Source organism: Peribacillus frigoritolerans (assembly GCF_001636405.1).
GTDB classification, from domain to species: Bacteria; Bacillota; Bacilli; order Bacillales; family DSM-1321; genus Peribacillus; species Peribacillus frigoritolerans.
Window position 1 is genome coordinate 2,045,610 of the sequence record NZ_KV440950.1, and the last position, 23,821, is coordinate 2,069,430.

24 protein-coding genes are annotated in these 23,821 nt (G+C 43.1%); 20 read left to right on the forward strand and 4 right to left on the reverse strand.

Annotated elements, in window-relative coordinates; all coding sequences use genetic code 11:
- The first annotated feature begins 132 nt into the window (after nt 1-132).
- The 12 genes from alaS (at nt 133) to A6755_RS10015 (ending at nt 14,102) form a co-directional block, all read left to right on the forward strand.
- Entirely contained in the window at nt 133-2,769 is a 2,637-nt protein-coding gene (alaS, locus tag A6755_RS09950; RefSeq protein ID WP_063590575.1) for an alanine--tRNA ligase, read from the forward strand.
- Between the two features lie 65 nt (nt 2,770-2,834).
- Complete coding sequence (locus A6755_RS09955; RefSeq protein WP_034311358.1) at nt 2,835-3,104, forward strand: IreB family regulatory phosphoprotein; 270 nt, start codon at nt 2,835-2,837, stop codon at nt 3,102-3,104.
- Nucleotides 3,104-3,529, forward strand: coding sequence for a Holliday junction resolvase RuvX (ruvX, locus tag A6755_RS09960; RefSeq protein ID WP_034308633.1), 426 nt, complete (start codon nt 3,104-3,106; stop codon nt 3,527-3,529). Before A6755_RS09955 ends, ruvX begins: the two co-directional genes overlap by 1 nt.
- An 11-nt stretch (nt 3,530-3,540) precedes the next feature.
- Complete coding sequence (locus A6755_RS09965) at nt 3,541-3,831, forward strand: DUF1292 domain-containing protein (protein WP_034308630.1); 291 nt, start codon at nt 3,541-3,543, stop codon at nt 3,829-3,831.
- A 1,676-nt stretch (nt 3,832-5,507) separates the two neighbouring features.
- Complete coding sequence (gene mltG / locus A6755_RS09980; protein ID WP_377307281.1) at nt 5,508-6,644, forward strand: endolytic transglycosylase MltG; 1,137 nt, start codon at nt 5,508-5,510, stop codon at nt 6,642-6,644.
- Nucleotides 6,645-6,901: 257 nt separating this feature from the next.
- Nucleotides 6,902-7,567, forward strand: coding sequence for an O-methyltransferase (locus tag A6755_RS09985; RefSeq protein WP_034308624.1), 666 nt, complete (start codon nt 6,902-6,904; stop codon nt 7,565-7,567).
- A complete protein-coding gene (locus A6755_RS09990) occupies nt 7,554-8,483 on the forward strand; it encodes a peptidase U32 family protein (protein WP_053535758.1) in 930 nt (309 codons plus the stop codon). The genes A6755_RS09985 and A6755_RS09990 overlap by 14 nt, the downstream gene beginning before the upstream one ends.
- 32 nt (nt 8,484-8,515) lie before the next feature.
- On the forward strand, nt 8,516-9,787 hold the full coding sequence (locus A6755_RS09995; protein WP_034308621.1) for a peptidase U32 family protein: 1,272 nt from the start codon (nt 8,516-8,518) through the stop codon (nt 9,785-9,787).
- Nucleotide 9,788: 1 nt separating this feature from the next.
- Nucleotides 9,789-10,427 (forward strand): uridine kinase, encoded by a 639-nt coding sequence (udk, locus tag A6755_RS10000; RefSeq protein WP_034308619.1) that lies wholly within the window; start codon nt 9,789-9,791, stop codon nt 10,425-10,427.
- Between the two features lie 302 nt (nt 10,428-10,729).
- Complete coding sequence (greA, locus tag A6755_RS10005) at nt 10,730-11,206, forward strand: transcription elongation factor GreA (protein ID WP_034308617.1); 477 nt, start codon at nt 10,730-10,732, stop codon at nt 11,204-11,206.
- A 348-nt stretch (nt 11,207-11,554) separates the two neighbouring features.
- Entirely contained in the window at nt 11,555-13,306 is a 1,752-nt protein-coding gene (locus tag A6755_RS10010) for a peptidoglycan D,D-transpeptidase FtsI family protein (protein ID WP_063590578.1), read from the forward strand.
- 88 nt (nt 13,307-13,394) lie between these two features.
- On the forward strand, nt 13,395-14,102 hold the full coding sequence (locus A6755_RS10015; RefSeq protein ID WP_063590579.1) for a YrrS family protein: 708 nt from the start codon (nt 13,395-13,397) through the stop codon (nt 14,100-14,102).
- 70 nt (nt 14,103-14,172) lie between these two features.
- Here the strand turns inward: A6755_RS10015 and A6755_RS10020 are convergent, their stop codons facing one another.
- Nucleotides 14,173-14,385: a DUF2536 family protein gene (locus A6755_RS10020; RefSeq protein WP_048682770.1), complete on the reverse strand. Its 213-nt coding sequence runs from the start codon at nt 14,383-14,385 to the stop codon at nt 14,173-14,175.
- A 154-nt stretch (nt 14,386-14,539) separates the two neighbouring features.
- Between A6755_RS10020 and A6755_RS10025 the strand changes: the two genes are divergently transcribed.
- The 6 genes from A6755_RS10025 to A6755_RS25975 all read left to right on the forward strand — a co-directional run bounded on the left by A6755_RS10025 (nt 14,540) and on the right by A6755_RS25975 (nt 19,222).
- Nucleotides 14,540-15,178 carry a class I SAM-dependent DNA methyltransferase gene (locus A6755_RS10025; protein WP_034308611.1) on the forward strand — a complete coding sequence of 213 codons (639 nt, stop codon included), beginning with the start codon at nt 14,540-14,542 and terminating at the stop codon, nt 15,176-15,178.
- A gap of 16 nt (nt 15,179-15,194) precedes the next feature.
- Nucleotides 15,195-15,890: a 5'-methylthioadenosine/S-adenosylhomocysteine nucleosidase gene (mtnN, locus tag A6755_RS10030; RefSeq protein ID WP_034308609.1), complete on the forward strand. Its 696-nt coding sequence runs from the start codon at nt 15,195-15,197 to the stop codon at nt 15,888-15,890.
- 94 nt (nt 15,891-15,984) lie between these two features.
- A complete protein-coding gene (locus A6755_RS10035; RefSeq protein ID WP_063590580.1) occupies nt 15,985-16,908 on the forward strand; it encodes a PLP-dependent cysteine synthase family protein in 924 nt (307 codons plus the stop codon).
- A gap of 1 nt (nt 16,909) precedes the next feature.
- Nucleotides 16,910-18,046 (forward strand): bifunctional cystathionine gamma-lyase/homocysteine desulfhydrase, encoded by a 1,137-nt coding sequence (locus A6755_RS10040; protein WP_034308604.1) that lies wholly within the window; start codon nt 16,910-16,912, stop codon nt 18,044-18,046.
- Nucleotides 18,047-18,162: 116 nt separating this feature from the next.
- Nucleotides 18,163-18,429 carry a YrhC family protein gene (locus A6755_RS10045; protein WP_034308601.1) on the forward strand — a complete coding sequence of 89 codons (267 nt, stop codon included), beginning with the start codon at nt 18,163-18,165 and terminating at the stop codon, nt 18,427-18,429.
- 652 nt (nt 18,430-19,081) lie between these two features.
- On the forward strand, nt 19,082-19,222 hold the full coding sequence (locus A6755_RS25975; protein ID WP_072273247.1) for a YrzI family small protein: 141 nt from the start codon (nt 19,082-19,084) through the stop codon (nt 19,220-19,222).
- 323 nt (nt 19,223-19,545) lie between these two features.
- Here the strand turns inward: A6755_RS25975 and A6755_RS10050 are convergent, their stop codons facing one another.
- Nucleotides 19,546-19,734, reverse strand: a complete 189-nt coding sequence (locus A6755_RS10050) for a hypothetical protein (protein WP_057278866.1) — start codon at nt 19,732-19,734, stop codon at nt 19,546-19,548.
- A gap of 190 nt (nt 19,735-19,924) precedes the next feature.
- Here A6755_RS10050 and sigK point away from each other — a divergent pair, with 190 nt between their 5' ends.
- Nucleotides 19,925-20,647: an RNA polymerase sporulation sigma factor SigK gene (gene sigK, locus A6755_RS10055; protein ID WP_048682796.1), complete on the forward strand. Its 723-nt coding sequence runs from the start codon at nt 19,925-19,927 to the stop codon at nt 20,645-20,647.
- Nucleotides 20,648-20,834: 187 nt separating this feature from the next.
- On the opposite strand, the gene A6755_RS10060 is transcribed toward sigK, so the two are convergent.
- Entirely contained in the window at nt 20,835-21,137 is a 303-nt protein-coding gene (locus A6755_RS10060) for a hypothetical protein (protein WP_063590581.1), read from the reverse strand.
- A gap of 161 nt (nt 21,138-21,298) precedes the next feature.
- Here A6755_RS10060 and A6755_RS10065 point away from each other — a divergent pair, with 161 nt between their 5' ends.
- A complete protein-coding gene (locus A6755_RS10065) occupies nt 21,299-23,089 on the forward strand; it encodes a M3 family oligoendopeptidase (RefSeq protein ID WP_063590582.1) in 1,791 nt (596 codons plus the stop codon).
- Between the two features lie 66 nt (nt 23,090-23,155).
- On the opposite strand, the gene pssA is transcribed toward A6755_RS10065, so the two are convergent.
- Complete coding sequence (gene pssA / locus A6755_RS10070; protein ID WP_034308587.1) at nt 23,156-23,695, reverse strand: CDP-diacylglycerol--serine O-phosphatidyltransferase; 540 nt, start codon at nt 23,693-23,695, stop codon at nt 23,156-23,158.
- Nucleotides 23,696-23,821 lie beyond the last annotated feature (126 nt).

Genomic DNA, 23,821 nt, shown 5'->3' on the forward strand with positions numbered 1-23,821 from the left:
GGTGATGGGCCTGGGATCAATTCCTGCGTCCATAATCAGGGTGGTACCGCGAGTCAACTCTCGTCCCTGTTTTTGGGATGGGGGTTTTTTGTGTGCTCAAAATTACATAATTTTTAAAAGGAGGATATATATATGAAGTATTTAACTGGTGCTCAAATCCGCCAAATGTATTTAGACTTTTTTAGTGAAAAAGGACATAACATCGAACCAAGTGCGTCATTGGTTCCTCATGAAGATCCATCATTGCTTTGGATCAATTCCGGGGTGGCGACGTTAAAGAAATATTTTGATGGACGGGTGATTCCTGAAAATCCAAGGATTACGAATGCTCAAAAGGCGATCCGTACAAACGATATCGAAAACGTGGGGAAAACGGCACGTCATCATACGTTTTTCGAAATGCTCGGAAACTTCTCCATTGGTGAATATTTCAAAGAAGAAGCCATTACATGGGCATGGGAATTTTTGACCGATGAAAAATGGATTGGGTTCGACAAAGATAAATTGGCTGTGACGATCCATCCTGAAGATGATGAAGCATTCGAACTTTGGAATAAGAAAATCGGTGTTCCTGCTGAAAGGATCATTCGCCTGGAAGAAAACTTCTGGGATATCGGGGAAGGCCCAAGCGGTCCGAATACGGAGATTTTCTATGACCGCGGACCAGCATATGGCGATGATCCGAATGATCCGGAACTATATCCAGGCGGGGAAAATGAACGTCATCTGGAAGTGTGGAATCTTGTATTTTCTCAATTCAACCATAATCCGGACGGTTCTTACACACCGCTTCCAAAGAAAAATATCGATACAGGGATGGGCCTTGAACGTATGGCTTCCGTCGTTCAAGATGTGGCGACGAACTATGATACAGATTTATTCATGCCAATCATCCGCGCAGTCGAAGAGATATCCGATGTGAAATATGGTGTTGATTCAGAAAAAGATGTTGCATTCAAAGTCATTGCCGACCATATTCGTACGGTAGCCTTTGCAGTAGGTGACGGGGCTCTTCCATCCAACGAAGGCCGCGGTTATGTATTGCGCCGTTTACTTCGCAGAGCGGTTCGATATGCTAAGCAAATCAACATCAACCGACCATTCATGTTCGAGCTTGTGACGGTCGTCGGTGAAATCATGAAAGACTTCTATCCTGAAGTCCTCAAGAATAAAGAATTCATTGCAAAAGTAATCAAAAATGAAGAGGAACGCTTCCATGAAACCCTGAATGATGGACTGTCCATCCTTTCTGAGGTCATTAAAAAGGAAAAGGAAAAAGGTAATACGACCATTCCGGGCAGCGATGCATTCCGTTTATATGACACATATGGTTTCCCGATTGAGTTAACGGAAGAGTATGCAGCAGAAGAAGGCATGGCGGTCGATCAAGCTGGATTTGAAAAAGAGATGGATGCACAGCGTGAACGTGCCCGTTCAGCGCGTCAAGATGTTGATTCCATGCAAATCCAAGGCGGGGTATTGGGCGATATTAAAGTTGAAAGTAAATTTGTCGGATATGATCAAGTTGCTGTCGAAGCCAAAGTTGCTGCCATCATACAAAATGGCGAGCTTGTAACGGAGGCACAAGAAGGAGAAGAAGTTCAAGTGATATTGGACAGGACTCCTTTCTACGCGGAAAGCGGCGGACAAATAGCCGATATAGGAACGATGGCCAGTGAATCGGTGAAGGTTGATGTACTTGATGTCCAAAAAGCTCCTAATGGCCAAAATCTGCACCGTGTAGCAGTTACTGCCGGAACATTAACAGCAGATTCCCATATCGTTGCTGCGGTAAATCAAGAAAATCGCATCCATATCACGAAAAACCATACAGCGACGCACCTTTTGCATCAGGCGTTGAAAGATGTGCTTGGTACACATGTCAACCAAGCGGGTTCACTCGTACAGGCTGAGCGCCTTCGCTTCGATTTCTCTCATTTCGGCCAGATAACGGCGGATGAGATTGAACAAATCGAAACGATTGTAAATGAAAAGATTTGGCAAAGCTTACAAGTGAATACGGATTATAAAAACATCGAAGAAGCCAAGGCTATGGGCGCAATGGCCTTGTTCGGCGAAAAATACGGCAAGATTGTACGTGTCGTTCAAATAGGCAATTACAGCTTGGAACTTTGCGGCGGTGTCCACGTTCCGAATACAGCGGTGATTGGCTTGTTCAAAATCGTTTCCGAAAGCGGCATCGGTGCAGGAACTCGCCGTATAGAAGCGGTAACGGGTGCCGGGGCGTACAAATTGATGACCGATCAAATCGGTGTCTTGAAGGACGCGGCTGCTAAATTGAAAACGAACTTGAAAGACGTACCTTCAAGAATTGAAACGGTACTGGCTGAAGTGAAGGATCTTCATCGCGAGAATGAAAGCCTTACTGCAAAATTAAGTAATATTGAAGCAAGCAGCCTTGTTTCTAACGTAAAAGAAGTAAATGGTGTTCAAGTATTGGTGGCGAAGGTTCAAGCTACCGACATGAATAATCTGCGTGCCATGGCGGATGATTTGAAACAAAAGCTCGATTCTGTCATTATCGTATTAGGTTCGGCCCAAGGCGATAAAGTCAATTTGATTGCCGGGGTGACCAAGGATTACATCGACCGCGGTTTCCATGCTGGTAAATTGGTGAAAGAAGTTGCTTCCCGTTGCGGCGGTGGCGGTGGCGGACGTCCAGATATGGCCCAAGCCGGCGGAAAAGACCCTGAAAAATTGGATGCAGCACTTAATTTTGTTGAAGAATGGGTCTTATCGATTTCATAATCAATGGAAAGTGTTGTACAATGTAGGTAATAGTGGATTTGGACGCTGAGGAGAGGTGCATGTTAATGAGTTCCTTTGATAAAACGATGAAATTTAATTTTCCCGAAGAACCATTCGAAAGAGATGTACAAGAAGTATTGTCTCAAGTGTATGTTGCACTTCAGGAAAAAGGTTATAACCCGATAAACCAGATTGTCGGTTATCTATTATCTGGTGACCCGGCCTACATCCCGCGCCATATGGATGCTCGAAACATTATTCGTAAGCTTGAACGCGATGAAATCATCGAAGAATTGGTTAAGTCGTATCTTAAGAACCATCGAGAGGAATACTAATGCGCACAATGGGACTTGATTTAGGTTCAAAAACCATCGGCGTTGCCTTGAGCGACGCGATGGGCTGGACTGCACAAGGATTGGAAACGATCAAAATTAACGAAGCTGGAAATGACTTCGGCTTTAAACGCCTCAATGAAATAATAAAAGAGCATGATGTTTCTAAAATTGTCCTCGGTTTACCTAAGAACATGAATGGGACTGTTGGACCGCGAGGCGAGATCAGCCAAGATTTCGCTAAACGATTAGAAAACAAATTCAAGCTGCCGGTGTTTCTCTGGGATGAACGGTTGACAACTATGGCGGCTGAACGTGTCCTTCTTGAGGCGGACGTGAGCCGAAGCAAACGCAAGAAAGTCATTGATAAAATGGCAGCTGTCATGATTCTGCAAGGATTCTTGGACAGACAAACAAATTCAATATGAGGTGAATACAAATGGAACACGGCGAAAACAACATTACAGTAGTAGATGAAAACGGAAACGAGCAGCTTTGCGAAATCCTTTTCACATTCGACTCAGATAAATTCAACAAATCTTATGTACTTTACTATCCGATGTCTGCAGAAGATGAAGAGGAAGAAATTGAAATCCACGCTTCATCATTCGTACCGAGCGAAGATAATAAAGATGGTGAACTTACACCGATCGAAACAGAAGAAGAGTGGGATCTTGTCGAAGAAATGTTAAATACATTCCTTGACCAAGAAGAAGCTGAAGAAGAATAAAAGAAAAAAACCGGCCCCTAAAGGTCGGTTTTTTTTTTGGCTCTTTTCGAAAAGATTGTTGTTTTTAAAACGAAACTATTTTAGGTTGATTGGAGCGGAAGTGCGAGACTCCTGCGGGAGCAGCGGGACAGGTGAGACCCCACAGGCGTTTACGCCGTGGAGGCTCACCGCCCGCCCCGCGGAAAACGAGCACCTGGAGGGGAAATCAACCACACTGCACTACTTCGTAAATAGCAACAAAGTATGAAAATAGCCTTTTTTAAAAAGGGACTTCATCTAAAATTTAATAACAAAATTGATGGGAGCGGGTGTGCGAGACTCTTGCGGGAAAAGCGTGTCTAAGGAGACCGCGCAGACGAAAGCCGAGGGCGGACCGCCCGCGGAAAGCGAGTACCAGGAGTGGAAATTTAAGTCCAACACCAATAACATTTTATGGTCGGCTTGTGACATTCCGAGCCAAAAGGGTTACAATCTGAATTTTTTATAAAATTTTATTGGAACGGAAGGTGCGAGACTCCTGCGGGAAAAGCGTGTCGAGACCCCGCAGGCGAAAGCCGAGGAGGCTCCCGAGACCGCCCGCGGAAAGCGAGTGCCTGGAGTGGAAAGCAACGAATTGTAAAAACCTGTATAAAATTGTAGGCATATAGATCGTTTTTTCATTTTTGTACCAGTTACCCCTTATCTTTTCTTTGTGAATAAAAGCATAAAAGTAGCGAACGGGCCCAAAAATAATGATAGCAAGAACCAGTTCAGCGCCGTTCTATTTTTTCCTTGAGCAAGTCCGGCGTTTATGAGTGCCAATGTCCCCCAACCTACAAAATAAGATTGATCCAACTCCTTCACACCTTTCCTTTTCCTCAAATCATTATGGCATTCCTATATGAATATTCCTGCTATTTCTTGAAATGCCTAATACATGCAGGGAACAAATTTTTAAGCTGAATAAATAATTAAAGTTGATTGGTCCCCGAGACAGTCCGCGGAAAGCGAGAACCTGAAGTGGAAAGTAAGTCCACCACCAAATAACATTTCATTGTTCGGCTGTGACATTCCAAGCCACTTTTTTAGAAAAAAGGGTTACAAACTGAATTTTTTTAAACAAAGTTGATTGGAACGGAAGGTGCGAGACTTCTGCGGGAATACGTGTCCAAGGGAGACCCCACAGGCGCAAAAGCGCCGAGGGCGGACCGCCCGCGGAAAGCGAGTCCCTGGAGCGTAAATCAACGTCTAGATTGTACAAGCCATAAAAAGACTGTGGGCAAAAGGAGTTCGGAAACATATCTTTCATCAAATGATGTTCCCGAACCAACTGACCCAAGCAGCACCATCAACTCCTCGAGTATGGTTTCTAAGTTAATAAATAGTTGATTGGGGAGTAAGGTAGCGGGTCTCTGCGGGAAAACCGCATCAAAGTGAGTGCCTGAACTGGAGCGGAAATCAATATGCCCTCAAAAAAACTTTAGACAAGGATATCACTATTTTCCTATTAAATAATACCTGTATATTGACAAAACAAGTGCATTTTTGCCATAAATAGAGTATTGATGAATGTAGTTTTGCAAAAAACATGTAATTATTTGTTGATTTTAGTATAATGTTCGAAGCAAAGATTAATTAGAGAAAGCATCATCTAGAAACCATTCTGTAGTTGGTGTGAGTTTGCAGGGGGAATGAACATGGATGAAAAAGATAAAAATCTATCTAAAAAGGAACATATCCGAATGAAATTGTTAGAACAGCAAGGAGAAGCCAAGCTGGTTCGTAAAATCATCATGATTACGATCGCTTCGCTTATTTTACTAATTGGGATAGTTGGTCTTGTGGGCTTTTTATATATCAACTCAGCCATGAAACCAGTCGATCCGGATGATGACACCATCAAGAAAGTGAAAATCCCGATCGGTTCATCCGTTAACGGAATTTCAACTCTGCTTGAAGAGCAGGGAATAATCAAGGACGCACGCGTATTCAAATATTATATTAAATTCCGCAATGAATCCGGTTTTCAGGCAGGGGAGTATAAATTATCACCTTCCATGCCGATTGAAGATATTGTCACAAGCATCAAAACCGGAAAACTCATGAAGGAAGCGGCAATGAAGATAACGATTCCTGAAGGGAAGCAGCTAATCCAAATTGCCGATATCATCGCGGGGAAGACGGGTGAAGATCCGAAAAAGGTCTTCAAGAAATTGAATGATAAGAAGTTCGTTAATTCCATGCAAGAGCAATTTCCGCAGCTATTGACCTCGGAAATTGAAAATGAAAAGGTTTTATATCCGCTGGAAGGGTACCTTTTCCCAGCTACTTATGACTTTTATGAAGAAAAGCCGACCCTGGAGTCGATCGTCATCGAGATGCTGAAGAAAACCGAAGAGACATTGCAGGCTTACGAGGGCCAAATGGACAAGAACGATTATTCCGTACACGAGATGCTGACCTTCGCTTCGCTTGTCGAAGAAGAGGCGACGGCACAAGTCGATCGCGGAAAGATAGCTTCCGTCTTTTACAATCGTATTGAGGAAGATATGCCGCTTCAAACGGATCCGACCGTTTTGTATGCGAAGGGTTCACATAAGAGCAGGGTGTATTATAAAGACCTTGAGGTGAAATCCCCTTATAATACGTATAAGAACAAGGGACTGCCGCCAGGGCCGATTGCAAATGCCGGAACGACATCGATCGATGCGGTATTGAAACCTGAGAAAACGGATTACCTGTACTTTTTGGCAACACCTGAAGGGGAAGTCCTTTACTCCAAGACCTTGAATGACCACAATAACAAAAAGGCAGAGCATATTTCCAATAAATAAATAAAAAAATGCAAGGACACCGAGGGGGGAGAGATATTACTTTCCCCTTGTTTTTATGATAGAATAGTACAAGTGAATTTTTGATCCGATTCTTATCGGTGACGTAACTCGGCGAATGCCGGGTTTTATTTTGAAAGATAAGGAAATGTAGATCGTCAAGCATACTTGTTTCAGCTCCTTATGAAGAAATTGTTCAATCAATTTTTTCATGTTACTGACCAAGCGCTTTTGTTTTCCTTATAAATGGAGGAAACGTTTTGAACGGAAAAATAGAACAATATCTTCATTCCTTAATTCCGGAGCGTACGGGTTTGCTTAAGGAGTTGGAAGATTTTGCGATGGAAAATAATGTGCCGATCATGGAGCCCGAAGGAATTGAAGTGCTGCTTCAGATTTTAAGGCTTCATCAGCCAAAGGCGATATTGGAAGTGGGTTCGGCAATTGGCTATTCGGCCATAAGGATGGCTGAGACCCTTCCGGAAGCAGAAATCGTCACACTTGAACGGAATGAAGCCCGCATTGAGCAGGCAAGGGCTAATTTCAAGAAGGCAGGACTGTCGGAAAGGATCACCCTCATTGAAGGGGATGCCCTTGAAGCGGGACCGAAAGTGATGGAGCATGGCCCGTTCGATATCATCTTCGTTGATGCAGCTAAAGGGCAGTACAAGCGATTCTTTGAACTGTTTGAACCATTCCTTGCTGATGCTGGCATCATCATTACTGACAATGTTTTATTCAAAGGCTTGGTTGCCGAAAACATTGAAGAAATGGAAATGACGAGAAGAAAGCGAGCTCTTATCAAAAAAATCAGAGACTTTAACATCTGGTTACATGACCATCCCCATTTCGATACCGTAATTTTGCCGATTGGTGATGGTGTGGCCATTAGTAAACATAGAGGTGACAAAAATGAAAAAGCCTGAATTACTTGTGACTCCGACAAGTGTCGATCATATAACAGAACTCATCGATGCTGGCGCTGACGCCTTCGTCATTGGCGAGCAACGTTACGCGCTAAGGCTGGCAGGGGAGTTCAATCGTGAAGATGTAGAGAAGGCGATTGAGCTTGCACATGCTGCGGGCAAGAAAGTGTACGTATCCATGAACGCCATTTTTCATAATGAAAAAGTGGACGAGCTTGAAGGGTATGTTACATTCCTTAAAGAGGCTGGTGCCGACCGGATCATTTTCGGTGATCCCGCAGTCTTGATGGCTGTCCGTGCCGTGGCACCTGATATGCCCCTGCACTGGAATACAGAGATGACGGTAACGAACTGGTACACATGTAATTACTGGGGAAAACGCGGTGCTGTCCGTGCCGTTGCCGCCCGTGAGATAAGTCTGGACGAGATCGTGGAAATGAAGGAAAATGCCGAAGTGGAGATTGAGGTGCAAGTGCATGGCATGACATGCATGTTCCAATCGAAGCGTACGCTCCTAGGTAATTACTTTGAATACCAAGGCAAGGCATTGGAAGTGGAAAATCGGAAGGAACAAAGAAATATGTTCTTGCATGATAAGGAACGCGAAAATAAATACCCGATTTATGAAGATGAAAATGGTACACATATCATGAGTCCGAATGATATGTGCATGATTGATGAACTTCAGGAATTGATTGAAGCGGAAATTGATTCACTGAAAATCGAAGGATTACTGCAAACACCGGAATATGTCATTGAAATGACAAGGTTATATCGGGAAGCTATTGACGTATGTGCTGAAGACCCTGACCGCTATGATGATATCAAATCGGAACTTTTTGAAAAAGTCAAAGCGGTTCAGCCGGATAACCGTGAGTTGGATACTGGGTTCTTCTTTAAAGAATCGGTTTATTAAAGAAAAGGGTAAGAGAAAGAGGAGGAATAGCCTTGAATGCTATTGCTGATAAAATTTCCAAGATCGTTGATGGAAAGAGAGTCATTGTAAAAAAACCGGAATTGCTGGCTCCGGCCGGCAACCTGGAAAAATTAAAAATTGCCGTCCATTACGGCGCGGATGCCGTGTTCATTGGCGGTCAGGAATATGGCCTTCGTTCCAATGCCGGTAACTTCACGTTTGAGGAAATGAAGGAAGGCGTCGAATTCGCTAATAAGTATGGTGCAAAAGTATATGTAACTACAAATATCTTCGCACATAATGAAAATATCGATGGTCTTGATGAATACCTGGAAGGTCTTCAGGAGGCAGGGGTTCATGGTATCATCGTCGCCGATCCATTAATCATCGAAACCTGTAAAAGGGTCGCTCCGAAAGTCGAGATCCATTTAAGCACACAGCAATCGCTATCGAACTGGAAGGCTGTTCAGTATTGGAAAGAGGAAGGCTTGGAGCGTGTTGTTTTGGCACGTGAGACGAGTGCTGATGAAATCCGTGAAATGAAGGAAAAGGTCGATATCGAAATCGAGGCTTTCGTTCATGGGGCCATGTGCATTGCCTATTCTGGACGCTGTACCCTTTCGAACCATATGACGGCGCGTGATTCGAACCGCGGCGGCTGCTGTCAGTCTTGCCGTTGGGATTATGATTTATATGAGTTGGATCAAGATGGGGAAAAGGCTTTATTCGATAAAGAAGATGCTCCATTCGCGATGAGTCCAAAAGACTTGAAGCTGATTGAATCACTGCCTGGCATGATTGAAATTGGCATAGACAGCTTAAAAGTCGAAGGAAGAATGAAATCGATTCATTATATTGCAACGGTTGTCAGCGTGTATCGTAAAGTGATTGATGCGTATTGTGCCGATCCCGACAATTTCAAGATTAAACAAGAATGGCTGGAAGAGCTTGATAAGTGTGCGAACCGTGAGACGGCATCATCGTTCATGGAAGGGGAAATTCCTGGGTATAAACAGCAAATGTTCGGGAATCATACCGTAAAGACTCGCTTCGACTTCGCAGGATTGGTGCTTGATTACAACGAGGAAACTAAAATCGTCACCATGCAGCAACGTAATTTCTTCAAGCCTGGGGATGAAGTGGAGTTTTTTGGACCGGAAATCGAAAACTTCACTCAAAAAATCGGTACGATCTGGGATGAGTCAGGTAAGGAGCTGGAGGCAGCCCGCCATCCGCTTCAAATTGTCCGCATTCAAGTAGATAATAGAGTTTATGTGAACAATATGATGCGGAAGGAGAATTGATATGACAAGAAAGAAACCAGTGGTCATCGGAGTTACCGGAGGGTCGGGATCAGGTAAAACAAGTGTTACCCGTTCCATTTTTGAATTCTTCCAAGGACATTCCATCTTGATGATCGAACAAGATTATTATTATAAAGATCAAAGTCATCTGCCTTTTGAAGAGCGCCTGAAAACGAACTATGACCATCCGCTTGCATTTGATAATGATTTGTTAATCGATCACATTAACGCTTTGCTGCGCTATGAAACGATAGAAAAACCGGTTTATGATTATTCGATCCATACGCGCTCGGAAGAAGTCATCACAGTTGAGCCACAGGATGTCATCATCCTTGAAGGGATTCTTGTACTGGAGGATGAGCGCCTACGAGACCTGATGGATATGAAGCTATATGTCGATACGGACGCAGACCTGCGGATCCTTCGACGGATGACCCGTGATATTAAAGAACGCGGCCGTTCCATAGATTCCGTCATCGAACAATACATCAGTGTCGTCCGTCCGATGCATAATCAGTTCATAGAACCGACGAAGCGTTATGCCGACATTATCATACCAGAAGGCGGTCAGAACCATGTGGCCATTGACCTTATGGTGACAAAAATTCAAACAATCCTTGAACAAAAGTCTTTTTTGTAATAACATAGCATAAATAATGATAGGTGCCATTTTCCTCCGTTTATTTAAAAATCCCATTTATTTAATGGGAAAGACTGGACAAATGTTGGAAAACGCAATACTCTATTCTTGATACAGAACGAACCGGCTGCTCACCGCAGTCGGTTTATATACTAAGGAACGGATTGTTTCTTAGTATCGAAGCGCGACTTTTTAAGTCGCGCAATTATATATTTTGACTCGATTTAGGGTTAAGCACGATATAGTACATAAACTTGTCACAGCGAATACTTGCTGTAAAGAATTTGAAGGAGTGAAGGGTTTTGGCAATTGAAAAAGAATATCCAATGACTAAAGAAGGTAAGTTAAAGCTTGAACAGGAACTGGAACAGTTAAAAACGGTTAAACGTAAAGAAGTGGTGGAAAGAATCAAAATCGCCCGCAGTTTTGGGGACCTTTCCGAGAACTCAGAATACGATTCCGCAAAAGAAGAGCAGGCTTTCGTTGAAGGACGTATTACAACGATCGAAAACATGATCCGCAATGCAAAAATCATTGAAGGCAATGATTCGAATACAGATACAGTTTCGCTTGGAAAATCGGTAACCTTCGTGGAACTTCCAAATGGTGACGAAGAAACATATTCCATCGTAGGAAGCGTTGAAGCGGACCCATTCGAAGGAAAAATCTCCAATGATTCCCCGATCGCGAAAAGCCTGATAGGGAAAAGGGTCGGCGACAAGGTATCGATCATGACACCTGGCGGCGAAATGAGCGTCAAGATTGTATCCATCGACTAAATAAAATGCAAAAGGGGATGTCCATCGGGGCATCCTCTTTTTATGTAAGGCTGTTTTCACATACTTTGTTGCTATTTACCAGTAGTGAGTTGTGGTTGATTTCCCCTCAAGATGCTCGCTTTCCGCGGGGCGGGCGGTGAGCCTCCTCGGCGTAAACGCCTGTGGGGTCTCACCTGTCCCGCTGCTCCCGCAGGAGTCTCGCACTTCCGCTCCAATCAACCTTAAATAGTTTCGTTTAAAAACAACAATCTTTACGAAAAGAGCCTTATGGAAAAGTGCCGCGTTAAATTTGTTCATAATTGTTTAAAAATTCGCACCTCGTCAACAATGGTTATCGAGGTGTATTTTATGAAAAAGAAACGAATGAGGTTGCTGGCACTTTTTTTGACCACTTTCATGCTGATGCTCATAGGCAGGCTTGCCTACATCCAACTTGTATCGACAGAATCTTTTTCAAAGCATGATGTGAACCTGTTGGAAGCAAGTGTGAATCAGCGTTCACAAATATTAAAGATTGATGATGGACGCGGAAAGTTCTATGACAGAAATGGAGAACCTCTGGCACATGAAGAAATCCCGACGCTCGTCCTTTTTCCCTTTTTAAAAAAAATGACATGGCCCATAGATGAAGTGGCTTCGATAATAGGGAAATCGGAAGCGGAGTTAAAACGGGCGATAGAAGAAGCGGATGAACCATTCGTATTTGGCGGGGATGAACCGATAGAGTTGACGTCCAGCCAGTCGAAGGCGATCAATGAATTGAAGATTCCCGGGGTCTTTGCCGTGAATGAGAAATTATATCATGATCAAACGCCTGCAGCACAATTGATCGGAACGACGAATATATCTGATGCGGAAAAGAAAAACCGTTATCCGGACATGAATTTATCTCCTGAAACGAAAATAGGCAATACGGGACTGCAAAGGACCTTCGATGAGTTCTTGCTTTCCGCTGGGGAATCGAAGCTCGTTTTTCACGTGGACGCTAGCGGAGGACCGATGTTCGGTGTCGATGTTAAATATGTGGAACCAGCAAATCCGCTTTACCCGGTGAAGGTCATGACGACGATCGATAAAGAAATTCAGGAGAAAGCGGAGAAGCTCGTCGATGAACGCGGGATAAAAAAAGGCGGTCTCGTCCTGATCGATATCGAAAAAAGTGAAATCGTCGCCATGGTATCACGTCCGGCGCTTAATATAAAAGATCCGAATGGGGAAGGGGCCGTCAATATGATGCTGACTCAAAAAACGCCGGGTTCCGTCTTTAAAACGGTCACGGCAGCAGCGGCCATCGATTATGAAGCGGCCAGTCCCACCCGGACATTTAACTGTAATTTGACGATAGACGGCAAAACGGATAAACAGAGGGAACTGGGCGTACTTAATTTTGAAAATAGCTTTGCCCAAAGCTGTAATAGGACGTTTGCCGAATTGTCACAGGAAATAGCGGAGAAGGATCCGGACTTTTTAGACAAATATGCAAAAAGGTTAGGGCTGGTTGGTGAAACGGGCTGGCAGGGGGACGTATATCACACGGAAGTCACTCAGCTGCATCATGAGCAAACAGGAAAGGTCTGGCATGATGACGATTTAAAAAAAGATCCCAAAATGGTTGCCAAAACGGCAATTGGCCAGCAAGATGTCCAAACGACGCCGCTCGCGATCGCGAATATGATGGCAACGATTGCCCGCGGCGGCAAGAAGGAACAGGTCAAAGCCGTTTCCAAGGTCGAATTTAACAATAGTACGACCGTAGTCGATTTTCCCAATCAAAGCATTGGCGGCGAGACACTGTCTCCATATACAGCGATGAAGATGCAGCATCTTCTTAGGAAGGTCGTGACGGAAGAGAAAGGGACGGGCGCCTCCTTGAGAGATTTGCCTGTGGAGGTCGCCGGCAAGTCCGGGACAGCTCAGACCAATATTGAAAAAGGGGAGCTCAATAAATGGTTTGCAGGCTACTTTCCCTATAAAGATCCCAAATATGCTCTTGTTACCGTAAGTTTTGAAACGAAGGAAAACAGTTCCAGCATGACGCCTCTTTTTTCAGATATTGTAAAAGTCCTGTACTCGAAGGACCAGGACAATAGCGAGAATTGACGAAAAGTGTAGGAAACCCTTCCCTTCTATCTCTGGCTAAATCATGTTAAAATGAGGCAGTAAGAAATGGTAAGGGGAGGAATGGACCTTGGGCTCACGTTTCAATCAGAGAGATCAAAAAAGAAAAGTAAATAAAATATATAATATTGCCATCACCATCGTTTCCATTTTAATCGTCATTGTCGCAGTCTCGATTTTCTTAAGTGATGATGGCACCGAAACAAAAAAAGCCACGACTGAACCAAAGCAAGTCGCCGAGACTGAAAAAGGGAAAGTAGTGGACAAACCTTCTGGCAAAGAGGAAGAAACGGATTCAGAGAAGGAAGACGCAGTAGGTGATAGTGAAGCAACAGAAGAGGATGCCGAAAAAGAAGATAGTAAAGCAACAGAGGAAGATGCAGAAGAGAAGGCTGAAGATGATGCAGATCCAGAAAAAGCAGGAGATGCCGAACTTGTGGAAGTGGAAGGCAGCGGCGATGGCAATGTTGCGTCTACATATACAAGTGAGAGTTGGAAACCAGTAGGAACGGAGCAATCCGGGGAGCACACTACCAGCTTCGAAAAGGGCTCGGTCGATTGGAATGAAATGAGTAAAGCGATAGCAAGCGGAGCTGGAATCGATGAAGGCAGCATGAAGCTATGGTGGCTGCAAAACGGCGGTTCGCCGACCACGGCAATCGGTACGGTTTCTGAAGGAGACAACCCTAAAACCTTCCGGGTTTATATTGAATGGGTGGACGGATCAGGTTGGAAACCTGTAAAAGTCGAAGAGCTGAAGACAAACGATAAAAGATAATGTTCAGAAAAAATGTATAAACGAAAAACCCCCGAAAGGAATTCCGCTTTTCGGGGGTTTTTCATATTGCTCATTTTTTAGCTTTAAAGTGGACGACTGCACTATAAAAACGTCTGCCTTCTTCACTTACATACATTTGGTGTGACACGGATTCCACCTGAAGCATGATCGCTTTATTGATTTCAATTTGTGATTGGATTTTTTCTTCAAGATTCTTGATGCTTTCTGCCTCGAAAAATTCTATTTTATCTTCGAATAAGTTTAAGTCGAGTTGAAAACTCATGACTGTTCCCCTCCAACATTCAGATACTGTTAGTTTACCACCATTTTGTCCGAATCTGAACCTAATGAATTTGCCTAAAAACAAGAACTGTTTCTCTGTTTATATCATATTATGCTTATAGGTTTTATTATCTTATTATAAAAGGTGATTAAAAATGGGCAGAGAATTTATCGATTTATTTGAAGAATGGTCGAAATCGTATGATGATACGGTTGGTGGACACGATATTGAGTATCAAGAGGTTTTTAAACATTATGATGGCATATTGGACAGCGTCACCAATCGGGCTTTTGGTCATGTGCTGGAGTTCGGGGTGGGTACCGGGAATTTGACGGAAAGACTTTTGAAGAAGGGCCTAAAGGTATCGGGAATAGAACCTTCTCCTGCGATGAGGGAAATAGCGGTAAGCAAGCTGAGCGGAAAAACGGAAATTGTAGATGGTGATTTTATCGATTTTCCGAAGCCGGAACAGGTTGATTCGATTGTGAGTACGTACGCGTTTCATCATTTAACCGATGAAGAAAAAGAAAAAGCGATAGCCAACTATGGAAAGTTACTGAATACTGGTGGTAAAATAGTGTTTGCTGACACAATGTATCAATCAAAGGAAGCTCATGAACGGGCGATTCAAGATGCAAGGCAGGCAGGCTTTCATAATTTGGCGAACGATTTGCAAACGGAATATTATACTACGATTCCTTTTTTGGAAAAAGTGCTTGAAGCAAATGGATATAAAGTGAACTTCGAGCGCTGCAATCAATTCGTCTGGATCATGGAGGCGGAAAAATTATAGGAAGAGGTTTTTACTAATGAAGGTAGCCATAATCGGAGCAATGGAAGAAGAAGTTACGATTTTACGTGATAAATTGGAAGGGTTGGAGCAGGTGACCATTGCCGGTTCCGAGTTCAATACAGGCACACTGAATGGTATCGAGGTCATTTTACTTAAATCTGGTATCGGTAAAGTGAATGCGGCAATGTCCACTGCAATCCTGTTAGAAAAATTCAAACCGGATGCGGTCATCAATACTGGCTCTGCCGGCGGTTATCATCCAGATCTGAATGTAGGGGATGTGGTCATATCCACGGAAGTGCGGCACCATGATGTCGATGTGACGATTTTTGGATATGAATACGGTCAAGTCCCTCAGCTGCCTGCAGCTTTCACACCGGATGAAAAGCTTTTTGCAATCGCAGAAGAAGCAGCAAAAGAAATCGAGGATATACAAGTGGCGAAAGGGTTGATCGTGACGGGGGATTCTTTCATGAATGATCCTGACAGGGTTGAATTCGTCAGAGGGAAATTCTCTGATTTATACGCGGTGGAAATGGAAGCGGCAGCCATTGCACAGGTAGCCTTCCAATTCAAAACACCGTTTGTCATCATTCGTTCCCTTTCGGATATCGCAGGTAAGGAGTCCAATATTTCCTTTGATAAATTCCTGGAAACTGCGGCTCTTCATTCAGCGGCACTGATTTTGAAAATGGTTGAAAAAATGAAATGAATGGTAAGTGATCAGCGGAAGCTTTTCTGCTGATCATTCTTTATTGCATAATCCTCATTAAATTGGTAGGATAACTATGAAAGGATGTCCGAATATGAAAGTCTTTAAAAATATTCATGAGCTGATAGGGGAAACGCCGATGATGGAAATCACCCATTTCCCGCTTCCGGATGAAGTCCGTATCTTTGCCAAACTGGAATACTTCAATCCGGGAGGCAGTGTGAAGGATCGGCTTGGTCAAGAACTGTTAGCCAAAGCGCTGCAGACAGGGAAGGTGAAAAAGGGCGGGACGATCATCGAACCGACTGCCGGAAATACCGGGATTGGCTTGGCGTTGGCTGCGATAAACAGTGGGGTGGACGTGATATTTTGCGTTCCGGAGAAATTCAGTACCGAGAAACAGGAATTGATGCGTGCCCTTGGAGCGAATGTGATCCAAACCCCGACAGAGGAAGGGATGACAGGAGCAATCGCCAAGGCTAAGGCGCTGCTGGCTGAAATTCCGGGATCATATTGTCCCCAGCAGTTCGCCAACCCTTCAAATCCTGATGCCTATTATAAAACGCTGGGACCTGAAATATGGGAACAGATGGAAGGCGATGTGGATGTGTTTGTTGCCGGTGCCGGGACGGGCGGAACATTCATGGGAACATCGCGATATTTGAAAGAAAAGAACGCTGCTGTCAAAACGGTCATTGTCGAACCAGAAGGATCGATTTTAAACGGCGGAAAAGCCGGACCCCATAAAACAGAGGGGATCGGGATGGAATTCTTACCTGCCTATATGGATGAAACGTATTTTGACCAAATCCATACGATAAGCGATCGTGACGCTTTCCATATGGTAAGGGAATTGGCGATTAAAGAAGGCCTTCTTGTCGGCAGTTCTTCAGGTGCGGCATTTGCAGCGGCCATGAAAGAAGCGGCCAAGGCTTCCCGGGGGGCAAATATCGTCGTCATATTTCCGGATTCAAGTGAACGATACTTAAGCAAAAAAATTTATCAGGGAGGAATGTAAAATGAGAAAAAAAACACAATTGATCCATGGCGGCATTTTTGGTGATGAACAAACAGGGGCGGTTTCGGTGCCGATTTATCAAGTGAGCACCTATAAACAGGATGGTCCGGGGAATCATCGGGGCTATGAATACTCCCGTACAGGCAACCCGACCCGCCATGCCCTCGAAGAATTGATCAAGGATCTCGAGGAAGGAAAAAGAGGTTTCGCCTTCGGATCAGGAATGGCAGCAATGACTGCGGTTATGATGCTGTTCAGTCATGGTGATCATGTATTGATGACAGATGATGTTTATGGAGGTTCTTTCCGGGTCATCACTAAAGTGCTTAACCGCTTTGGGGTGGAAGCTACGTTCATCAATACGAGTGACATACACTCGATCGAAAAAGAGATAAAGGACAATACGAAAGCACTGTTCATTGAAACTCCGACGAATCCATTATTGAAAATCACCGATTTGGAAGAAGTATCAAAAATAGCAAAAGAAAACGGCATCCTCACCATTGTGGACAATACCTTCAGTACGCCATACTGGCAAAATCCGCTTTCACTTGGAGCCGATATCGTGCTTCATAGCGCAACGAAGTATCTGGGGGGACACAGCGATGTTGTAGCGGGTCTTGTCGTGGTGAATGATGAAAAGATTGGCAATGACCTTCATTTCATCCAAAACTCCACAGGAGGCGTGCTAGGGCCCCAGGATTCATGGTTGCTGATGCGAGGCATTAAAACGCTGGGAATCAGGATGGAAGAACATGAAAAAAACACATCTCAAATCGTTCGTTTCCTATCCGGGCATGAAGGCGTTTCGAAAATCTATTACCCAGGTCTTGAAAACCACCCAAATCATGATATTGCCAAAAAACAATCGCGTGGATTCGGCGGTATGGTTTCATTTGATGTCGGCAGTGCGGAAAAGGCCGAGTCCGTTTTGAACAAAGTGAGATACTTTACACTTGCGGAAAGTCTGGGGGCAGTGGAGAGCTTGATTTCCATTCCGGCTTTGATGACACATGCTTCCATTCCGGCTGAGCGTCGTGCAGAACTTGGGATAACTGATGGGTTGATTCGCATTTCAGTAGGTCTGGAAGATGTTGAAGACTTATTGGAAGACTTGGAACAAGCGCTGCAAGGATAGTCGTTTAGGGACCAGAAATTCATAGCTGACTGCCATTATTTACACCCTGTCATTTGGAATAAATATGGTAGAATGAGATATCGATATCTTATTAGCTTGAAAGAAGGTGGAATGGCATGAAAAACCGCAAAAAACAAACGGCGGCAATGCTGCGTTCGAAAATGGTCGATTTTAAACAATTTGCGATCACTTTGTTATGTGTGGGTTCGTTCTTCTATATAGGAACCATCCTTCCCACTGGCGACAAAGCGATGATTGACACATATGTCTATATGGGAGCGACAATCATGTTCCTGGGCATATCCATAGTATTTTTCTCATTATCAAAAAAATATAAGAAGATCTTGGCCGAAATGGATGACCAGGACACTTTACAACAATAGAAGCAAACCTTACTCCTGCAGGAAAAGCGCGTCGAGGGGAGACCCCGCAGGCGCAAAAGCGCCGAGGGCGGACCGCCCGCGGAAAGCGAGTGCCTGAAGAGGAAATCGACGTTCGAGATTTTACAAACCCTCATTAAATCTGTAGACAAACTCGAGTTTGTCTACAGTCTGTCCTGATTCTTTTAAAGAATCAGGTTTTTTTATTTTTCTAGTGTTGCAGCCCATTAAGGGGCAGATTTAACATACAAATTACCTCCTTTAGGTAATAATAGCTCATGAAAATGGGTAGAAAGATTGAAATTTTCAAATAAATAGGCAAAAGCCGTTTACAAATATCGGATTTGTGGATATACTTACCAAGTAATAAAAAATATTCCAAAGGAGGTCGAAGAAAATGACATTGTATCTATATGGAGTCGTCGCAATCAGCCGGTCCGTTTCAAATGACAATCACATAACATTCGACCTGTGCCAAGCGGAATATTTCTAAAGCAATTTGGCTTTATTAATCATTCAGACATAGCGGCCGCAGGGAGAAGTGTTTTATCCTGCGGTCTTTTTATATTCTCTAAAAAAGCCCGCAGGAGGACGTAACTTTCTGCGGCCTTTTTATGCCTTTTTGTTGGGCCGCTCCCTTAAAGGAGGTGATATTATGACACTGAATATGCTTTTTTTCACAATCACGATTAAAATGAAAAAAATGACTGCCGAGGAATGTTTGCAACAGGAGAGAATCCACAAGATTCGAGAAGAACATCTAGATAAAGCGATGAAGCATCGTCCTTTTTTCTAAAAAGATATGAGGTAGGTATTCCGTTCATAAAAAAATTAAAGAAAGGTGGAGGTTAATATGTTGAACTTGTTTTACGTAAAAGGAGAGAAGCGTTGCTATTGGCAGGAGAAGGATACCGGCTAACGTATTTGCCGGTGCATGGCCAGCATTGTCATGGTTTGTATGTATAAGAACAGCGGAAAATGCCATTGGAAAACGTGATGAATTGAAGCGATGTTGATCAAGATGGTCATGACGCTGATCAACTCGGAACGCAACGTTAGATATGAATAGGTAAAATGGGAAAACTCGGCCCTATGGCCGAGTTTTTTTCTTTGCCTGAATCAGCAGCACGGACCTGACCCTCCATAACCAAATCCACATCCCGGCAGCCACCAAAACCCGAAAATGAGCAATAAAATCAGAAGGACAATAAACAGGCCATAACCAAAGCCGTAACCGGACCCTGAATAACAAGGCGCAGGAGCCGGATAACCATAGCTGCATCCGTATGGTCCATAGTTATATCCCATCGAAAAACCCCCCTTTCCCTAAAAAATTCCCTATCATTATATGAACATTTGCCTTCGTTCGTTTGTGAATTCATCCAGGCTGGTTTGAACATTTAACACTTTCGTGATTTCTTTTGGTGGGACAGACACGAACAAGCCCACCGTTGCATAGGTATGAATAGGGAAACCAAAGAAACGGGGGATGAAGCCAATGCCCGGAATACTTACAGTTGTCGGTTATATTATCAAAGAATTTTACTTATTTGTTTCCTATGTGAAAAACAATGCTTTTCCCCAGCCCTTGTCATCTCAGGATGAAAAGAGATACCTGAAGCTTATGAGTGAAGGGGACGGTGATGCTCGCAACATCCTGATTGAACATAATCTCAGGCTTGTTGCCCATATCGTCAAGAAATTCGAGAATACTGGCGAAGATACAGAGGATTTGATTTCAATTGGGACTATTGGTTTGATAAAGGCCATTGAGAGTTATTCGGATGGTAAGGGTACGAAGCTTGCCACATATGCGGCGCGATGCATTGAGAATGAGATCTTGATGCATTTACGTGCGACAAAGAAAACAAAGAAAGACATTTCCCTGCATGATCCGATCGGTCAGGATAAAGAAGGTAATGAGATCAGTTTAATCGATGTACTGAAATCGGAATCGGAAGATGTCATCGATACGATTCAGCTCAATATGGAAATTGAAAAAGTGAAAAAGTATATTGATATTTTGGATGAACGCGAAAAGGAAGTCATTGTAGGCAGGTTTGGACTGGATTTGAAAAAGGAGAAAACCCAGAGGGAAATCGCTAAAGAGCTTGGCATTTCCCGCAGTTATGTATCAAGGATCGAAAAACGTGCTTTGATGAAGATGTTCCATGAATTTTACAGGGCAGAAAAAGAGAAGGAAAAGAAAGCTAAAGGATAGGAATGGTAACCAAAGAGAGTGCGGGGAAATTCCCCGCACTCTTTTTTTAATATTTATTTCTGATCAAATCTGTAAATGCATGATAAATCTCGATTCCCTGAAAAAGGAACAGACGTGAAGCGGTTAAAGAAAAGACCCCTACCATAATTAGTCGAAACCACATATGAATCACTCCTCCATTTTATTTTTATAAAATGTCAGAGCGTGAGGCTACGTAATTCGCCTGATAAAAAACGGGACTGAGATATCGCCGTCGAAGATTCGAGTGAAAATAAAGAAAGCCCAAAATGGCAAATTCGAAAATGAGTATTACGATAAGTGACTGCCATGAACTAAAGGACGGCATGAAAGGCTGTTTCTTGTCGGCCTTATCCCAATGGTGAACATCGGTATGTTCTTCAATGGTTAGCTGCTGTGCATGATTGTGGAACTGTATGGGCAATGTCCAAAGGAGCAGGATGATGGCAGACATGTGAATAAAGAATTTCATATGAATCAACCACCCCTTTCCCAAGATTATATTCATCATAACATGCTTTTAATCTGGGATATAGAAAAACGTTCTGAAAAATACTGAAAATTCCTTTTAATTAGAAAAATATTGAATGAACCTCTATAATGGGGTTAGTGATAAAAAGGGGGCAATTTAGTATGGGATATTCTATGACATGGGATTTGGATATCTTTTTTAAAGGGGGAAGCTCTTCTAAGGAGTTCCTGATTTTTTTAGATGAATTCAACGAAGAGGTAAAAGAATTGGACAGGCTTGTAAGCAATATCAATCCGGTAGGAAATGATGAATTCAGTTTAATCCAGGCATTTGATCTTTTTAAAAATACAAATATGAAATCTTCGCAGTCAGGTGCTTTCATTGGATGTCTGGAAGCTCAAAATGCACAGGATAAGAAGGCTGGTCAGCTGCGGATCAAACAAATGAAGATAGTCGCTTCACTAAAAATGGTGTTAAGCAAGCTGGATGAAAAGTTGATACAGCTTGATGATGCATTTTTCATGAAAATCCTCGAAAAAGAACCATTGAATGAATTGAAATTCGTATTGAATGAACGTCGGGAAAAGGCAAAGGAAAAGCTTTCCGTGAAGGAAGAATCATTAATCACCCAATTGGCCATGGACGGTTTCGAAGGTTGGAGCCAAATGTATGATACGATCGTCGGTTCAATGACCATCCCTTATAAGGGTGAAAAGCTTTCTGTAGGCCAAGCGGCGAATAAATTTTCTGATCCTGATGAAAGGACCCGGAAAGAATTATTTACTGCGTGGGAACAGGCTTGGGAGGAAAAAAGTGACCTGTTTGCCCGGACTTTGAACCACTTGGCTGGCTTCCGTCTCAGTGTGAATGAAAAAAGGGGCTGGGATGATATTTTGAAAGAGCCTCTAGAAATAGGAAGGATGAAAAAAGAAACCCTCGAAAGCATGTGGAATGTAATTGCCGATCATAAAGAGCCGCTTGTGAGATTTTTAAAAAGGAAAGCGGAGTTACTGGATTTGGATAAATTAAGTTGGGCGGATTTGGATGCACCGCTGGCTGTTACGGCAGAATCCAAAGTAATGGATTATCAAGAAGGTGCAGACTTCATCATCCAGCAATTCGCTAAATTCGGCTCTCAATTAGCGAACTTCACCCAAAAAGCTTTTGAAGACAGCTGGATTGAAGCTGAGGACAGACCAGGTAAGAGACCAGGCGGTTTTTGCACCGGCTTTCCATTAAATAAGCAGTCAAGAATTTTCATGACGTATTCGGGCACACCGTCCAATGTATCGACATTGGCTCATGAATTGGGACATGCATTCCATTCTTATGCGATGAGGGATATCCATCCATTGAATCGGTCATATGCAATGAATGTGGCGGAAACCGCCTCCACTTTTGCTGAAATGGTCGTAGCGGATGCAGCTGTTAAGGAAGCAGCCAGTGAGGAAGAAAAGCTGGTGCTTTTAGAAGATAAAATTCAGCGTTCCGTGGCATTATTGATGAATATCCATGCCCGCTACTTATTCGAAACTAGGTTTTATGACGAGAGGAAGCAAGGATATGTCAGTGCCGAACGGTTGAATGAACTGATGGTCGATGCACAAAAAGAAGCTTATGGCGATGCTTTAAGTGATTATAATCCAACTTTCTGGGCTTCAAAGCTTCATTTTTATATTACAGGTGTACCATTTTATAATTTTCCGTACACATTCGGTTACTTATTCTCATTAGGCATATACGCGAATGCCCTGAAAGAACCTGAAGGATTCGAAGAAAAATATATCGCTCTATTAAAGGATACCGGTTCCATGAAGGTCGAGGATTTGGCGGAGAAACATTTAGGCGTCGATTTAAAGACCCGGGATTTTTGGGAGGAAGCGGTCAATGCCTGTATGGAGGATGTAGAAGAATTCATGCGTTTGACCGACCCATTAGTCCGAAAAGCATAAGATGGGTTTAGGTTGGAATAGGAACAAAAGAAAGCGGATGTCCGGTTTAGGACATCCGCTTTCTTATTAAACTTTCTTCAGTTTAAATGGACTGACCATAAGTAATGATAATATAATCATGAGGGATAAGAAAAAGACTGGATGGAAATACGGAATGGCTAAATAACTTAAAGTGGCGATGCAGCCAGCAACCGTAATGGGCACTCCTGTAAAATATCCATTGCTTTCACTTATATTGAAGCGGGCGAGACGAAACGCGCCACAGCCAATATAGAAAACCGTGAAGAGTGTGCCAGGTGCTCCGAATTCTATCAATATTCCTTGGTATAATAATAGAGCCGGTGCGACGCCAAAGGATATGATGTCACACATGGAATCAAGTTGCTTACCCAATTCCGATTCAATGTTGAATTTCCGTGCAACCATACCGTCAAAGCGATCCGCTAGGGCAGCCAGGAAGATTAAAAGCAAGCTTAAATTCAATTGACCGTGCATCACGGCAATTATCGCAAATCCACCAAGGGATAAATTAATTAAGGTAAGTATATTTGCTGTTTGTGCTTTCACTTTTTTAATGGTTTGATCTAGGGCGTGTAATAAAAACATCTTTTCACTCCTTTCAAATGAAACAAATTAAAACAAAATATAGTAAACATAAGTATTTATTATATAATAATATTTTATTTAACACAATTTATGCAAGGGGATTTTAGAATAATTTTACAATTTTAC

Excerpts from the sequence above, each read along its gene's own strand:
- alaS (WP_063590575.1), top strand. The coding sequence starts at position 133 with ATGAAGTATTTAACTGGTGCTCAAATCCGCCAAATGTATTTAGACTTT.
- A6755_RS09955 (WP_034311358.1), top strand. The coding sequence starts at position 2,835 with ATGAGTTCCTTTGATAAAACGATGAAATTTAATTTTCCCGAAGAACCA.
- ruvX (WP_034308633.1), top strand. The coding sequence starts at position 3,104 with ATGCGCACAATGGGACTTGATTTAGGTTCAAAAACCATCGGCGTTGCC.
- A6755_RS09965 (WP_034308630.1), top strand. The coding sequence starts at position 3,541 with ATGGAACACGGCGAAAACAACATTACAGTAGTAGATGAAAACGGAAAC.
- mltG (WP_377307281.1), top strand. The coding sequence starts at position 5,508 with ATGGATGAAAAAGATAAAAATCTATCTAAAAAGGAACATATCCGAATG.
- A6755_RS09990 (WP_053535758.1), top strand. The coding sequence starts at position 7,554 with ATGAAAAAGCCTGAATTACTTGTGACTCCGACAAGTGTCGATCATATA.
- udk (WP_034308619.1), top strand. The coding sequence starts at position 9,789 with ATGACAAGAAAGAAACCAGTGGTCATCGGAGTTACCGGAGGGTCGGGA.
- A6755_RS10010 (WP_063590578.1), top strand. The coding sequence starts at position 11,555 with ATGAAAAAGAAACGAATGAGGTTGCTGGCACTTTTTTTGACCACTTTC.
- A6755_RS10020 (WP_048682770.1), bottom strand. The coding sequence starts at position 14,385 with ATGAGTTTTCAACTCGACTTAAACTTATTCGAAGATAAAATAGAATTT.
- A6755_RS10025 (WP_034308611.1), top strand. The coding sequence starts at position 14,540 with ATGGGCAGAGAATTTATCGATTTATTTGAAGAATGGTCGAAATCGTAT.
- mtnN (WP_034308609.1), top strand. The coding sequence starts at position 15,195 with ATGAAGGTAGCCATAATCGGAGCAATGGAAGAAGAAGTTACGATTTTA.
- A6755_RS10035 (WP_063590580.1), top strand. The coding sequence starts at position 15,985 with ATGAAAGTCTTTAAAAATATTCATGAGCTGATAGGGGAAACGCCGATG.
- A6755_RS10040 (WP_034308604.1), top strand. The coding sequence starts at position 16,910 with ATGAGAAAAAAAACACAATTGATCCATGGCGGCATTTTTGGTGATGAA.
- A6755_RS10045 (WP_034308601.1), top strand. The coding sequence starts at position 18,163 with ATGAAAAACCGCAAAAAACAAACGGCGGCAATGCTGCGTTCGAAAATG.
- A6755_RS25975 (WP_072273247.1), top strand. The coding sequence starts at position 19,082 with ATGACACTGAATATGCTTTTTTTCACAATCACGATTAAAATGAAAAAA.
- A6755_RS10050 (WP_057278866.1), bottom strand. The coding sequence starts at position 19,734 with ATGGGATATAACTATGGACCATACGGATGCAGCTATGGTTATCCGGCT.
- sigK (WP_048682796.1), top strand. The coding sequence starts at position 19,925 with ATGCCCGGAATACTTACAGTTGTCGGTTATATTATCAAAGAATTTTAC.
- A6755_RS10060 (WP_063590581.1), bottom strand. The coding sequence starts at position 21,137 with ATGAAATTCTTTATTCACATGTCTGCCATCATCCTGCTCCTTTGGACA.
- A6755_RS10065 (WP_063590582.1), top strand. The coding sequence starts at position 21,299 with ATGGGATATTCTATGACATGGGATTTGGATATCTTTTTTAAAGGGGGA.
- pssA (WP_034308587.1), bottom strand. The coding sequence starts at position 23,695 with ATGTTTTTATTACACGCCCTAGATCAAACCATTAAAAAAGTGAAAGCA.